Source organism: Burkholderia sp. MSh2, assembly GCF_000731655.1.
In the GTDB taxonomy this organism is placed as follows: Bacteria; Pseudomonadota; Gammaproteobacteria; order Burkholderiales; family Burkholderiaceae; genus Burkholderia; species Burkholderia paludis.
The window spans coordinates 1-12,634 of the sequence record NZ_JPGM01000029.1 but is presented as its reverse complement, the minus strand read 5'-3'; the positions used below and the strand labels follow the sequence as shown (position 1 = coordinate 12,634).

At 67.5% G+C, this 12,634-nt stretch carries 12 protein-coding genes; 9 read left to right on the top strand and 3 right to left on the bottom strand.

From position 1 onward, the window contains the following. Window positions 1-7: 7 nt before the first annotated feature. A complete protein-coding gene (locus tag GQ57_RS18840) occupies window positions 8-1,165 on the bottom strand; it encodes an amine dehydrogenase large subunit (protein ID WP_031402793.1) in 1,158 nt (385 codons plus the stop codon). 243 nt (window positions 1,166-1,408) lie between these two features. Here GQ57_RS18840 and GQ57_RS18835 point away from each other — a divergent pair, with 243 nt between their 5' ends. From GQ57_RS18835 to GQ57_RS18815, 5 genes are all read left to right on the top strand, one after another. After that, on the top strand, window positions 1,409-2,371 hold the full coding sequence (locus GQ57_RS18835; protein WP_034198699.1) for a helix-turn-helix domain-containing protein: 963 nt from the start codon (window positions 1,409-1,411) through the stop codon (window positions 2,369-2,371). 124 nt (window positions 2,372-2,495) lie between these two features. Further along, the gene (locus GQ57_RS18830) at window positions 2,496-3,440 is read left to right on the top strand and encodes a GlxA family transcriptional regulator (protein WP_031402791.1); all 945 of its coding nucleotides are present in this window, start codon (window positions 2,496-2,498) and stop codon (window positions 3,438-3,440) included. Between the two features lie 493 nt (window positions 3,441-3,933). Continuing rightward, window positions 3,934-5,646 carry a M36 family metallopeptidase gene (locus tag GQ57_RS18825; RefSeq protein ID WP_034198698.1) on the top strand — a complete coding sequence of 571 codons (1,713 nt, stop codon included), beginning with the start codon at window positions 3,934-3,936 and terminating at the stop codon, window positions 5,644-5,646. Between the two features lie 79 nt (window positions 5,647-5,725). Continuing rightward, window positions 5,726-6,979 (top strand): M20/M25/M40 family metallo-hydrolase, encoded by a 1,254-nt coding sequence (locus tag GQ57_RS18820; protein ID WP_034198697.1) that lies wholly within the window; start codon window positions 5,726-5,728, stop codon window positions 6,977-6,979. A gap of 193 nt (window positions 6,980-7,172) precedes the next feature. After that, window positions 7,173-7,535: a YbjQ family protein gene (locus GQ57_RS18815; RefSeq protein ID WP_031402788.1), complete on the top strand. Its 363-nt coding sequence runs from the start codon at window positions 7,173-7,175 to the stop codon at window positions 7,533-7,535. A 34-nt stretch (window positions 7,536-7,569) separates the two neighbouring features. On the opposite strand, the gene GQ57_RS18810 is transcribed toward GQ57_RS18815, so the two are convergent. Further along, a complete protein-coding gene (locus GQ57_RS18810; RefSeq protein WP_031402787.1) occupies window positions 7,570-8,403 on the bottom strand; it encodes an alpha/beta hydrolase in 834 nt (277 codons plus the stop codon). Further along, window positions 8,400-8,774, bottom strand: coding sequence for an aldehyde dehydrogenase family protein (locus GQ57_RS41880; protein ID WP_235215093.1), 375 nt, complete (start codon window positions 8,772-8,774; stop codon window positions 8,400-8,402). The genes GQ57_RS18810 and GQ57_RS41880 overlap by 4 nt, the downstream gene beginning before the upstream one ends. Before the next feature lie 153 nt (window positions 8,775-8,927). Between GQ57_RS41880 and GQ57_RS38230 the strand changes: the two genes are divergently transcribed. The 4 genes from GQ57_RS38230 to GQ57_RS41875 all read left to right on the top strand — a co-directional run. After that, window positions 8,928-9,935, top strand: a complete 1,008-nt coding sequence (locus GQ57_RS38230; protein WP_031402785.1) for an AraC family transcriptional regulator — start codon at window positions 8,928-8,930, stop codon at window positions 9,933-9,935. Between the two features lie 1,043 nt (window positions 9,936-10,978). Beyond that, window positions 10,979-11,788, top strand: coding sequence for a 2OG-Fe(II) oxygenase family protein (locus tag GQ57_RS18795; protein ID WP_052001389.1), 810 nt, complete (start codon window positions 10,979-10,981; stop codon window positions 11,786-11,788). A gap of 37 nt (window positions 11,789-11,825) precedes the next feature. Beyond that, window positions 11,826-12,452: a DUF47 domain-containing protein gene (locus GQ57_RS18790; RefSeq protein ID WP_031402783.1), complete on the top strand. Its 627-nt coding sequence runs from the start codon at window positions 11,826-11,828 to the stop codon at window positions 12,450-12,452. A 13-nt stretch (window positions 12,453-12,465) separates the two neighbouring features. Next, window positions 12,466-12,634, top strand: a 169-nt coding sequence (locus tag GQ57_RS41875; protein WP_200880664.1) for an inorganic phosphate transporter, incomplete at its 3' end; no start/stop codon positions are given.

The following is a 12,634-nucleotide window of genomic DNA, read 5'->3' as shown; positions in this document are numbered from 1 at the left end:
CGCGGCCTCACGGGTTGACGAGCAGCGACGACGTATTGCCGATCTGCTTCTCGACGTGCTGCAGCCGGCCGGTGCCCGCATCCATCACGACGAGGTCGGACGTCGCCGTCAGCCCGTAGAACAACGGCCTGTCGTCCTCGCTGACCTGGATCGACACGAGCGGATCGACCTTCTGCTGCGCGAGATCCCAGCGCGCGACGCGCTGCCTCGACTTCAGGTCGTACACCCACACCTGCGTGCCGGGCTCCTTGTGCGAGCCCTCGCCGCCGCGGTGCATCAGCACGTAGTAGCGGTTCTGCCGCGCCTGCACGGCCGTCTGCTGCATGCCGCCGGGGCGCCAGCCCTCGGCGCGCTCGGCGTCCGTCAGCAGCGGCCACGGCTTGCCGAACACCGGCTTGTCGCCGCCGAAATCCGCGCTTCGCACGTTGCCGCCGTAAGTCGTGAACAGATAGCCGCCCGCGTAGCGCGACGCGTTCACGAACGCCGGATCCTTGTCGACGTCGATGAACGCGTCCGACAGCGCGCGCCCGGTTTCCTTGCCGTTCGCGTCGAGCGTCACGGTCAGCGCCTTGCCGCTTTCGCACAGCGCGGTAAAGCGGTCGTTGCCCGACGGATACGCGAGCACGCAGGCCGCCGTGTCGATCTCCGACAGCACCTTCTTCGACACGGCGTCGATCACCGTCACCGACGCCGCCGGCGTGATGTTCGCGACGTACAGCCGCCGGCCGTCCGCGCTGAACGCGGTGTTGTACGGCGACGGCACGTGCTGCGCGTGCTTCGGCGGAATCTCGATCTCGCCCGCATGATCGAGCGTCGTGTTGTCGGTGATCTCGACGACGTCGGTGCGCGTGCCGTGCGAGCCGCGCGAGAAGTAGGTCGTCGCGACGAAGCTGGTCTTGCGGTCGGGCGAAATCGCGAGGCCGGGGCCGAAGCCGCCGTCGATCTGGCCGAGCAGCCGCTTCGCGTCGGCGTCGTACACGTAGATGCGTCCGTCGGTCATCGACGGCATCGAGATGTCGACGATATAGACCTCGTGCGGATGCCACGGCGGCATCTTCTGCACGACCAGTTCCTCGGGCTTTTCCGTCGCGTTCGCGCCGCCGGCCCATGCCGCCGCGAACGCCAGCGTCGCCGCGAGCGCCGCGGTTCGTCGCCTTGTCCTCATGTCGCCTCCAGTGGGGATTCACGTAATGTGGGGCGACTGTAGTGCGACAAAAAAACCGTCCAGCACCCGGACCGGCACCGCGTGCGTGCCGATTCGGGATATTGGAAATCCGCCTGAAAGCCGCGCCGGCCGGTGGTTTCCGACCCTCGAACGAAGACCTGCCGGATAGCGCGGCCCCTTATTGCGCCGACCGCCCGGCCGGTTTAACCTTGCGCGATCCTGATCGATACGCCCGGAGGCGCCGTGTTCGTGTTTCACGAGAGGTTCGACGACGCGGACCGGCATGCCGACGCGCTGCGCGGCTGGAACCAGCGCTACGACCAGATCGGCCCCGGCGCGTATCGCAGCACCGTCAAGCACGCGTTGCTGGACGGCCTGCAACTGTTCCAGGAAACCGCCAACGTCCGCATCATCCAGCGCGGACGATTGCCGCACGACCATACGGTGTTCGGCATGCCGCTCACCGGCTCGGGGGCGTTCGCATTCGGCGGCGTGCGCATCGAACGCGGCACGATGGTGATGGCGCGCGGCGGTGCGCCGTTCGAGCTGCATTCGCCCGACGACATGTCGCTGATCGGCGTCGTCGCCGATCGCGCGCTGCTGCAGCAGGTCGAGGATGCGGCCGATGTCCGGCTCGACGAAGCCACGTTGCGGCGCGGCGTCGTCGACATGCCCACTGCCGCGCTGATGCGTGCGGGCGTGCAGATCGCGACGCAACTCGAACGCGTGCTCGGCGCACCCGACATGTACCGCGACGTGCGCGCGCAACGCGCGTTGCGCGGCGAAATCGGCAACGTGCTCGTCGATCTCCTCACGTACCGGATGCCCGAGCCGTCGAACCGGCTCACGCATGCGTGCCGCGCCGACATCGTGCGCCGCGTGCACGACTACGTGATCGGCCATCCGGAAGCGCCGGTCGACGTGCTGAGCCTGTGCGCGCAATTGCGCGTGAGCCGGCGCACGATGCAGAACAGCTTCCAGTCGGTCGTGCAGATGAGCCCGCTGCACTACGTGCGCTCACTGCGCCTGTCGCAGGTGCGGCGGATGCTGCTCGACACGCGGCAGGCCGACCTGCCGATCAGCGATGCGGCCGCACGCTGGGGCTTCATCCATCTCGGGCACTTCGCGAATGCGTACAAGGCGCAATTCGGCGAATTGCCGTCGGCCACCGCGCGCCGCTCGATGCGCGGCGCGAAAACGCGCTGAGGCCGCGCAAAACCCGCGATAATGTTCCGCTGACCGCCCGGCGCGCGCCGGACGCGGCGCATGCCCGGCACGCTCGCCGGGCCGCGCGATGCCTGACGACCACCGGACTCCATCCCCCGCCCCGATGCCCGAGGATTTCCATTTCCTGCTGCTGCCCGGCTTCTCCGCGCTCGGCTTCATGTCCGCGGTCGAGCCGCTGCGCGTCGCGAACCGCTTTCGCACCGAGCTCTACCGCTGGCACGTGATCAGCGCCGACGGCGCGCCCGTCGCCGCGAGCAACGGCATTCCGGTCGCCGCCGAGGCCGCCTGCGAGGCGGTCGGAAAGGTCGATACGGTCTTCGTCGTCGCGGGCTTCGATCCGCTCGTGTGCTACACGCGCACGCTCGGCGACTGGCTGCGGCGCCAGCACCGTCATGGTGCGACGCTCGGCGGGATCGACACGGGCAGCTTCGTGCTCGCGGAAGCCGGGCTGTTCGACGCGTCGCAGCCGCTCACGCTGCACTGGGAAGCGCTGGCGGCGTTCCGCGAACGCTATCCGGGCCTGAACGCGACACAGGAGCTGTTCGAAATCGACGACCGGCGCATCACGTGCGCGGGCGGCACCGCGTCCATCGACATGATGCTCGACCTGATCGGCCGCCGGCACGGCGCCGATCTCGCGGCGGCGATCTCCGAGCAGTTCGTCGTCAGCCGCATCCGCCAGCGCTCGGACAGCCAGCGGCTCGAGATCGCCGCCCGCTACGGCGTGCACAACCGCAAGCTGATCCAGGTGATCGGCACGATGCAGCGGCACATGGAAAATCCGCTCGGCTCCGACGCGCTCGCCCAGGACGTCTCGATCACCCGCCGCCAGCTCGAACGCCTGTTCAGCGCGACGCTGAACGACACGCCGACGCATTTCTACCTGAACCTGCGTCTCGATCGGGCACGCGAGCTGCTGCAGCAGACCGACATGAGCATCACGTCGGTCTGCGTCGCGTGCGGGTTCGAATCGCCATCTCATTTTTCTCGCACGTATCGCGCGCGATTCGGCTTGAGCCCGCGCAGCGACCGGCGTGCGACGCGCTGATCGTCCCGCGTTTCAATCACAATGCCGCGCGGTATTGCACGTTCCGGCAGCGTTTTCCGCTGTTCGTTGAACAATGCCGGCGATTGATCGGCGGCCCGAAGCGGCCATCGAAAATAAATTGCAATCCCGTTGAAAATATTCTGTAACATATCTCGAAATTAGATAGGCAGCCTAACGAGGCGTGTGCCGCGCAGCCGACGACGATCGGGCTGCGCAGGCTGCCGACCGATATCCGAACCGATCCGAGGGGTATGACATGACGATGCTCGATTCGCCATCGCTGCACCTGCCTGCCGTTCGCTTCTTCGCCTGCTTCCCTGCCCGCTTTTCCTCCGCCCGTTTCTTTTCGACCTGACATTCAGGTGTACTAAGTCAGTCGAGGTTCCCAACACCGCTTCGCCGCGCCGGCTCGATCGAGCCGGCGCGCGGGCCGTGTCGTGCCTGCGCGCCACGAGCGCGAGGGCGTGTCCAACCGTTCAGATGAGGATCACCCATGCAGACATCACGCAAAGCATTGCCGATCGCCCTGGGTCTCGCGCTCGGTTTCGGCATCGTCGGCGGCAGCGCGGCCGATACGAAAGTCTCGAACCCGCAAGTCACGAGCCTGCGCGAAAGCCTGACGCGCGGCGTCGCGCCGCCGGCCGCGAAAGCCGATACGGCCGCCGGGCAGTTCCGCGCGGACGGCGTCGCCGTCACGCTGTACAACCCCGCGTATCGCGCGAAGAAAGCCGCCGCGACGCCCGCAGCCGCCGCGCGCGACTTCGTTGCGTCGCAGGCCGCGCAGCTCGGGCTCGACCAGGCCGCGCTCGCGAGCCTCGCCGTCACGTCGGAGCGCAGCGACGCCGACTTCACGGTCGTGCGCCTGCAGCAGCAGGCGGCCGGGCTGCCCGTGTACGGCAGCGACATCGCGGTGACGGTCGCGAAGGACGGCCGCATCCTGTACGTCGCGAGCAACACGATCAACGGCGCGGTCGCGACGTCCCGCAAGTCGCAGGCGGTCGACCAGCAGCAGGCGTACGACCGCGCACGCGCCTATCTCGGCGTGAGCGGCTTCACGAATCTGGACGCACAGCTGGTCGCCTTCGTCGACAAGGCCGGCACGCATACCGCGTGGAAAGTGCGCGGCCGCCCGCAGGACGGCCCGAAGGGCGACTGGGAACTGCTGATCGACGCGGGCAGCGGCGAAGTGCTGCGTGCCGAGGACAAGGCGTTCTACGCGACCGACGGCACCGGCTTCGTGTTCCGGCCGGACCCGCTGTCGTCGACGAAAAGCAGCTACGGCAGCACGGGCTACAAGGACAACAACGACGCCGATTCGCCGCAGCTCACCGCCGCGCGCGTGCGCGTGACGCTGAAGGATCTCGCGCAGTCGGGCGGGAGCTATACGCTGACGGGCCCGTACGCGGCGTGCATCGATTTCGACGCGCCGCTCGACAAGGCGTGCCCCGCGCAGACGACGCCCACGTTCGAGTTCACGCGCGGCAACCTGTACTTCGAGGCGGTGAACGCGTACTACCACATCGACACGTTCCTGCGTTACGTGAACCAGACGCTCGGCATCAAGGCGATGCCGTACCAGTACAAGGGCGGCGTGCAGTACGACCCGCACGGCGAATCGGGCGACGACAACTCGTCGTATTCGTCGAGCAGCGGCCGGCTGACCTTCGGCCAGGGCGGCGTCGACGATGCGGAAGATGCGGACGTCGTGATCCACGAGCTCGGCCACGGCATCCACGACTGGGTGACGAACGGCGGCCTGTCGCAACAGGAAGGGCTCTCCGAAGGCACCGGCGACTATCTCGCCGCCGCGTACAGCCGCGACTTCAACCAGTGGAGCCCGTCGGACGCGCAGTACCACTGGGTCTACAACTGGGACGGCCACAACGAGTACTGGGGCGGCCGCGTGACCAACTGGAACGTCGGGCGCACCTACGCGCAGGCGCGCGGCGCGGAGATCCACACGGCCGGACAGTACTGGGCGTCGTGCAACCTCGTCGCGCGCGATGCGATCGGTGCGCAGGCGATGGACAAGGCATTCCTGAAGGGGTTGTCGATGACCAACAGCTCGACCAACCAGAAGGCCGCCGCGCAGGCCGTGCTGACGGCGGCGTCCGCGCTCGGCTACAGCAGCGCGCAGCTCACCGCGATCGGCAATGCGTACAACCAGAGCTGCACGTACGGCGTGACCGTGCCGAAGAAGTCGTAATGCCGCAGCAGGCGGGGGCGCGCCGCACGACCCGCGGCACGCCCTCTTCCTCGACATCGCCCTCCTCACGAGATCGAACATGCCTATTCCGAAACTCACCCGCCTGAGCGCCGCGCTGGGCGGCATGCTGCTGACCGCCGCCGCGCACGCCACACCGGTGTGGATCACGCTCGGCGACGCGGCGTTCCGCCAGTTGCAACGCATCGACGCAAGCGCCACCGCGCAATACAGTACGACCCTCGACGCCGGCAAGACGGCCGACGGCGCCACGGGCCGCGACACCGTTCACGTCGTCGAAATCGACGATTCACGGCTCGGCGAACTGGCCCACGCCGTCCACCACACGCGCGGCCACGGGCCCGGTTATGTCGTGCACGACTCGTTCGACGAAGCGCGCCAGGCACTGCAGCCGTTGCCGACGACGCTCGCGAAGCAGGCCGCGGCTGCCACGTACAAGGTTTCCAACGCGCCGCAGATCGGCACGTGGATCCAGCAGCTTCAGGCCAGCAACATCGTCGGCACGATCACGTCGTTGTCCGGCTTCACGAACCGCTACTACACGACGTCGCACGGCGTCGCCGCGTCGGACTGGCTCGCGCTGCAATGGAAGCAACTGGCGGGCTCGCGCGCCGACGTCGCCGTCGAGCAATTCGCGCACACGGGCTTTCCGCAGAAATCGGTCATCCTGACGATCAAGGGAAGCGATCCCGCCGCGGGCACGATCGTGCTGGGCGGCCACCTCGATTCGACCGTCGGCCGCACGACGGAGAACACGCGCTCGCCGGGCGCGGACGACGACGCATCGGGCATCGCGAGCCTCACCGAAGCGCTGCGCGTGCTGCTCGCGAACAACTATCGGCCGAAACGGACGATCAAGTTCGTCGGGTACGCGGCCGAGGAAGCGGGCCTGCTCGGCTCGAAGGCGATCGCGAAACAGTTCCGCGCGCAGAATGCGAACGTGGTCGGCGTGCTGCAACTCGACATGACGAACTACAAGGGCGACCCGAAGGATATCTACCTGATCACCGACTACACGAACGCGGCGCAGAACACGTACCTGACCAACCTCGCGAAGACTTACCTGCCCGAACTCGCGGTCGGCACGTCGCAGTGCGGGTATGCATGCTCGGATCACGCGTCGTGGAATGCGCAGGGCTACCCGGCCTCGTTCCCTTTCGAGGCGGACAAGAACGACAACCCGTACATCCATACCGTAAACGACACGCTGGAGAATTCGGACCGGCAGGCGAATCACGCGCTGAAGTTCGGCAAGCTGGCGCTGGCGTATGCGGTCGATCTCGGCGGGGACGGTTCCGCACCCGCGAAACGCTGACGGCATTCGCTTGAAACGCCGTTCCGTCACCCCCGGCGGCGTGTGCGTGCGGTCCGCACACGCCGCCTCCGCGCAGGGTGCGCGGCCGGCGTCGCGCGTCGCACCGGCCGCACGACGTCCGGCAGCCGAACCGGGCGCCCGCACGCATCCGGATAGAATCGCCGTTCGACCACTTCGCCGGATGCGTCCCGCCATGACCGATACCTCCCGCTCCTTCGACGACCTGTCACCCGCCCGCGTCACGACCGCGTTCGACCTGCCCGGCCATACGACTGTCCGCTCGCTCGGCGTCGCGCAAGGGATCGTCGTGCGTTCGCGTTCGATCATCGGATCGTTCGGCGCGGCGCTGCAGACGATCTTCGGCGGCAACATCACGCTCTATACGTCGCTGTGCGAGAAGGCGCGCCAGCAGGCGTTCGACAAGATGCTCGCCGACGCGCGCAAGCTCGGCGCGAACGCGATCGTCGCGATGCGTTACGACTCGACCGAGATCGGCGCGGGCGTGACCGAAGTAATCTGCTACGGCACCGCCGTGCACGTGACGCAGGACGCGTAAGCACAACGCGCCGGCCAGCACGCCCGCTCACGCGTTACCGGTTCGCGAGTCCGGACAGCGCCTGCACCAGGCGCCCGTCCGGGTTCGCCAGCGTGTCGAGCACCGAGAAGTGCGTGCAGCCCGGCAGGTGGATCAGTTCGACCGTCTCGCCGGCCGCCCGGCACGCGGCCGCGTAATCGTCCGAATGACGCACGAGTTCCGCAAGCTCCGCGCCGCCCACCGCGACGACCGTCGGCACGCCCCTGCCGACATGCCGCAGCGGGCTGAAGGCGTCGATCTCATGCGCCGACAGCTTCAGTTTCTTGTCGAGCCAGGACAGGCTGATCGGCTCCAGGTCGACGAGCGCGGAGATCGGCAACGCGGCCGTGACTGCCGGGTGCGAGCGATGCTGCAAAGTCAGGTGGCCGCCGGCCGAATGACCGCTCAACACCAGCGGCCTGCCGGCGATCCCGAGCCGGTCGCGATCGCTCGCCAGATGGTCGAGCAGGCTGCCGATCTCGCCGACGATCTGCGTCATCGATGCATCGGGCGCCAGCGTGTATTCGGCCAGCGCGACGTTGAACCCGGCGGCCAGCGGCCCGCGCGCGACGTACGCGAAATCCTCCTTCGCGCAGTTCTGCCAGTAGCCGCCGTGAATGAACACGAACGTCGGCGCGTCGTGCCGGCCGCAGTCGATCCAGTCATAGCGCGTGCGGGGACGATCGCCGTAGCGGAGATCGCGCCGGCACGACGCCGTGTCGTAAAACTTCGCGCTGCGCGCCTGGCAATCGGCCAGCACGGCCGGGAAATCCGGCACGGCCCTGGTGTTGTCGTACGCGGCGTCGAGTGCGATGCGATCCATGCCGCGATAAAGGTAGGTCATGCTCATGCTCCGATGAGAGGGGTCTGTCGAGACAGGAAGTCTCCGTGCGGCGCGCGGTCAGACGGCCGGTGTATTGATGCAGGCCGCGCGCCCGCGAATTCACGCATGGCCGTCGACGAGCAGGATCGGCTTGAGCGTCGAGCCGGCTTCGCCACGTGCGGATGCGCCGTCAGCGCGGCCCGGGTCTCGTACGACGTCGCCTTCCAGGCCGGCAGCGCGCGCCGTGCGGCCTCGACCGCCGCGGCGACGTCGGCCGCGCCGCATCGCGCGATCTCCGCAAGATGATCGCCGGTGGCCGGGTTGACGGCGTCGAAGGTCGCGCCGCCGCGCGGGCGGACGAACCCGCCGTCGATGTACGCCGTATAATTTCCGCTCATTGAATGCTCCATGGTTCCGTTGCGATCCGCTCAGCATCCACACGGCCCCATGATTCCCGGCGCGGACGCGGGCGACTATCGCTTCGACGCCACCGGCATCGGAAACGCGCCACTATTCGATGCGGCGCCCCCGCTCCCGCAGGAAGGGACCCCATGAACGATCGACTTCCCCGGTCCGGCCTGTCGCTGCCGGTGTTCCCTCCGCCGCTGTCCGACGGCGACATCCCGCGCGGCGCGATGCTGTTCGAATCCGACGATCTGGAAGTCGCCCGGCGCGAAATCGGCAAGGTCTATCGTCCGTATGCGTTCAGCGCGGCCCGGCACCGCGCGATGCCCGCCACCATGTTCAAGCTCGACGGCGACGATGTCGCACTGTCGTGGTTCGCCTACGGGACGGAAATCGCCATCCGGCCGGAAGTCTTCGGCAATTTCGTCCTGGTGCTCACCACGCTGGCCGGAGAGTCGGACATTCGCAGCGGCCGGGTCGCGCACGCCGGTGGGCGCGGGTCGACCGTGCTCGTCACCTCGAACGAGCGCGCGCAATTCCGCTACAGCGAGGACAACGTGCAGATGGGCGTGCGCATCGACGCGCAGCGCATCGCCGATCTCTGGCGTCGTGTCTCGGGACGCGCGCCGCCGCCCTCGCTGCCGTCGTGCACGCTGCCCGACGCACACCGCAACCGCTGGCTGGCGTCGGTGCAGACGTTGCGGCAATTGCTGGACCCCGGCACGCCGCCCGCGCTGAAGGCGATGCAACTGCCGCTGGTGGAAGAGTTGCTGATCATGAGCCTGGTCGGCGAGCAGCTTGCGAGCGCGGCGCCGGCCCGCGACGACGTCGCGCCGGCGTGTGTGAAGCGCGCCGTCGCGTACATCGACGAGCATGCCGGCGAGCCGCTGACGCTGTCCGACATCGCGGCCGCCGCGCATTGCAGCGTGCGCACGCTGCAGCGCGCGTTCAGGCAATGGCGCGACACCGGCACGATGCGCTACCTGAAGGAAATCCGCCTGCAGCGCGCCCGGGCGGCGCTGCAGGCGCCTGACGAAACCGCGTCGATCACCGAGATCGCGGCACGCTGGGGCTTCGGCCATCTCGGCGAATTCGCCGCGGATTACCGGCACATGTTCGGCGAACGCCCGTCCGATACGCGCACGAAGCGCTGAGCCGTCGCTGCGGCGCGGTCGGGCAACGTTCCACGCACGCATCGCATTCGCCGCCGCCGCGAGCGTCGCCAACCGCGCAACCCGCCCCGTCGATCGGGCTGCGCACGCCTGTCTCGAATTTGCTTCGGCACACTGACCGAATCGGGTCGCGTGCGTTCGCCGATACGATCGCCCCGGGCACATCCCGCTATCGACCCTGCCCACGCTCGCCGGAACGAAGTGCCCCCGAACGCCGCACGAAACGCCCGCGAAGTTTTCGATTGACGCGCCGCGCGGTTCCCTCTTAACATCGCACTCGTTTTCATTCATGGAGGCTTCTGTGCCTACCGATGCGAGTTGTAGTTGGTCCTGCACCAACCTGACTGCCGCCTGAGGAAGCTTCGCAGAGCCTTGTCTTCTGCCGCATCCCGGGATAGCAGGATGCGGTGTCTTTCAGGATCGGCATGCCGTCGATCCGAAGTTCCCGTACTCGACAATTCAGTGGCCGCTCGACACCCGGGCGGCGTCCGTACGTGACCCGCGTCACGTGCGTGTGTCCGGCCGCATGCCCGCGCGTGTACGGCCCGGGGGCGCGCACGTGCCGTCGAAATGAAAAGGAGTTCGAAATGGACGACGACAGTAGCCGATTAAGCTGCGCCGGCGCGCGTTCGCACGCCATGCCGGCGGCCACCCGATTCCCAGCCTCTTATCAGCCGATCGCGCCCGACGCGACTCGGCGGGAAGCGCTCGTCCGTCGTTGACGTCATGACGCTCCCGCCGTGTGCCGTCCGGCGCCTGGAGCACGCATGACACGACTCGACATTTCCCTTCAGCCGAACCGGCAACACCGGCTCGTCCACGACAGCCGCAAAGGCGCTCACCCGCGCCGCCATCCCACCCGTCATTGGCATCGAGCCGCCGCGGCGCCGTCACGCGCGCCGCGGTGACACAGGCCCGATCGCGCACACCACGCCTCGCCTTCCCATGCGCCGGCAACGCGGCAACGCCCGCCTTTCGGCGCCACGCCATGAACGATGTACCGGGAGAACACCATGCAAAACCGTATGAAACTCCATGCCAGCCGGCTGATCCGCGACAGCTACGTCTACTTCAAGATGCCGTACGCGCTGCTCATGCATTTCGACCGGCTCGCGGCCGCCTACGACCAGCTGGATCGCCGGCAAAAGCATGCCTTCTCGTTTCCGGAGCAGACCGACGGCTTCCTGCCGTTCGGGCTCGAATACTCGCATACGCCCGAGCGGCCGGATCTATGCGACCGGTTCTGCTACTGGGTCGCACGGCGCGACGCGCATCACGGCTTCGCGCTGACCAGACACGCGTTTTATCGCGAGATGGCAGCCTACGAAGCCTGCATCAACGCAATCGCGCAGGACCTGCTCGATGCGGTATGCGACAACCTCGGCGGCACGGCGCAGCCGCCGGTCCGGCACAGCTCGTACCTGCAGTTCTGCGCGTACGAGCAGCAGCACGACAGCCACGACCGAGCGTACCTGCAGGATCCGCACGAAGACGGCCACCTGCTGTCGTTCATCCGGCCGACCGCACCCGGCCTGGTGCTCCTGCCCGACGCGTCGCCGGTTTCCGCGCTGCCGCGGCCCGACGAAATGATCGTGCTGGCCGGCTCGCTCCTCGAGGCGCTCACCGACGGCGAAGTGCCGGCGATGCAGCATGCCGTCGAACGCCCGCGCACCCGCGCGCGCCGCCTGTCGCTGATGTACTTCGTCAATCCCGACCTGTCGGCCGGGCCCGCCAGCTCGATCGTCAACCGGCGGCCGCTCGACCTGCGCGCGCTCGCCGAGCGCCGGCACGTCGCGTTCGGCAACAGCACGCTGTGCCGCCCGTGCACGGCCTGACCCGGCGCATCCCGCTCACCCTTTCCCCGGAGAATCCATGCTTGGACGCTTCCTCCCCGTCGAAACCCGGTTTTTCGACCTCTTCGATACGCATGCGCAGCACATCGTCCTGGCGGCATGCGAGCTTCAGATGCTCCTCGAGAATCTCGACGATGCCGAGCTGGCCATGGCCAACGTCCAGACCACCGAGCGAACCGGCGACAAGCTCGCGCACGAAGCGATCGACCTGCTGCACAAGACGTTCATCACGCCGCTCGACCGCGACGAGATCCACAAGCTGATCACGACGATGGACGACATCCTCGACCTGATGGAAGACGTCGCGACCACCGTCGTGGTCTACGACCTGAAATCGGTGACCGGGGAAGCCAACGAGCTCGCGGACATCGTCGTGCAGTCGGCGCTGCAGACGCAGATCGCGGTCAACCGGCTGTCCGACATGAAGCAGTCGCCGCAGATCCTCAAGGCATGCGAAGAGATCGACACGCTCGAAACCCGCGCCGACCGCGTGCTGCGATCGGCGATATCGAAACTCTTTCGCGACGACATCGACGTGAAGACGCTCATCAAGCTGAAGGGCGTCTACGACCTGCTCGAACGCATTACCGACAAGTTCGAGGATGTCGCGAACATCATCGAAGGCATCGTGCTGGAAAACGCCTGAGCGAATCACGAACATGCATTCGATCCAACTCGCATTGTGGATGGTCGCGACGCTCGTGCTCGTCGCACTCGTATTCGACTTCATGAACGGTTTTCACGACGCGGCGAACTCGATCGCCACCGTCGTGTCCACCGGGGTGCTGAAGCCCCAGCAGGCCGTGGTGTTCGCGGCCGCGTTCAACG

Excerpts from the sequence above, each read along its gene's own strand:
- GQ57_RS18810 (WP_031402787.1), bottom strand. The coding sequence starts at position 8,403 with ATGAGCATGACCTACCTTTATCGCGGCATGGATCGCATCGCACTCGAC.
- GQ57_RS18840 (WP_031402793.1), bottom strand. The coding sequence starts at position 1,165 with ATGAGGACAAGGCGACGAACCGCGGCGCTCGCGGCGACGCTGGCGTTC.
- GQ57_RS18825 (WP_034198698.1), top strand. The coding sequence starts at position 3,934 with ATGCAGACATCACGCAAAGCATTGCCGATCGCCCTGGGTCTCGCGCTC.
- GQ57_RS41880 (WP_235215093.1), bottom strand. The coding sequence starts at position 8,774 with ATGAGCGGAAATTATACGGCGTACATCGACGGCGGGTTCGTCCGCCCG.
- GQ57_RS18820 (WP_034198697.1), top strand. The coding sequence starts at position 5,726 with ATGCCTATTCCGAAACTCACCCGCCTGAGCGCCGCGCTGGGCGGCATG.
- GQ57_RS18830 (WP_031402791.1), top strand. The coding sequence starts at position 2,496 with ATGCCCGAGGATTTCCATTTCCTGCTGCTGCCCGGCTTCTCCGCGCTC.
- GQ57_RS38230 (WP_031402785.1), top strand. The coding sequence starts at position 8,928 with ATGAACGATCGACTTCCCCGGTCCGGCCTGTCGCTGCCGGTGTTCCCT.
- GQ57_RS18815 (WP_031402788.1), top strand. The coding sequence starts at position 7,173 with ATGACCGATACCTCCCGCTCCTTCGACGACCTGTCACCCGCCCGCGTC.
- GQ57_RS18795 (WP_052001389.1), top strand. The coding sequence starts at position 10,979 with ATGAAACTCCATGCCAGCCGGCTGATCCGCGACAGCTACGTCTACTTC.
- GQ57_RS18790 (WP_031402783.1), top strand. The coding sequence starts at position 11,826 with ATGCTTGGACGCTTCCTCCCCGTCGAAACCCGGTTTTTCGACCTCTTC.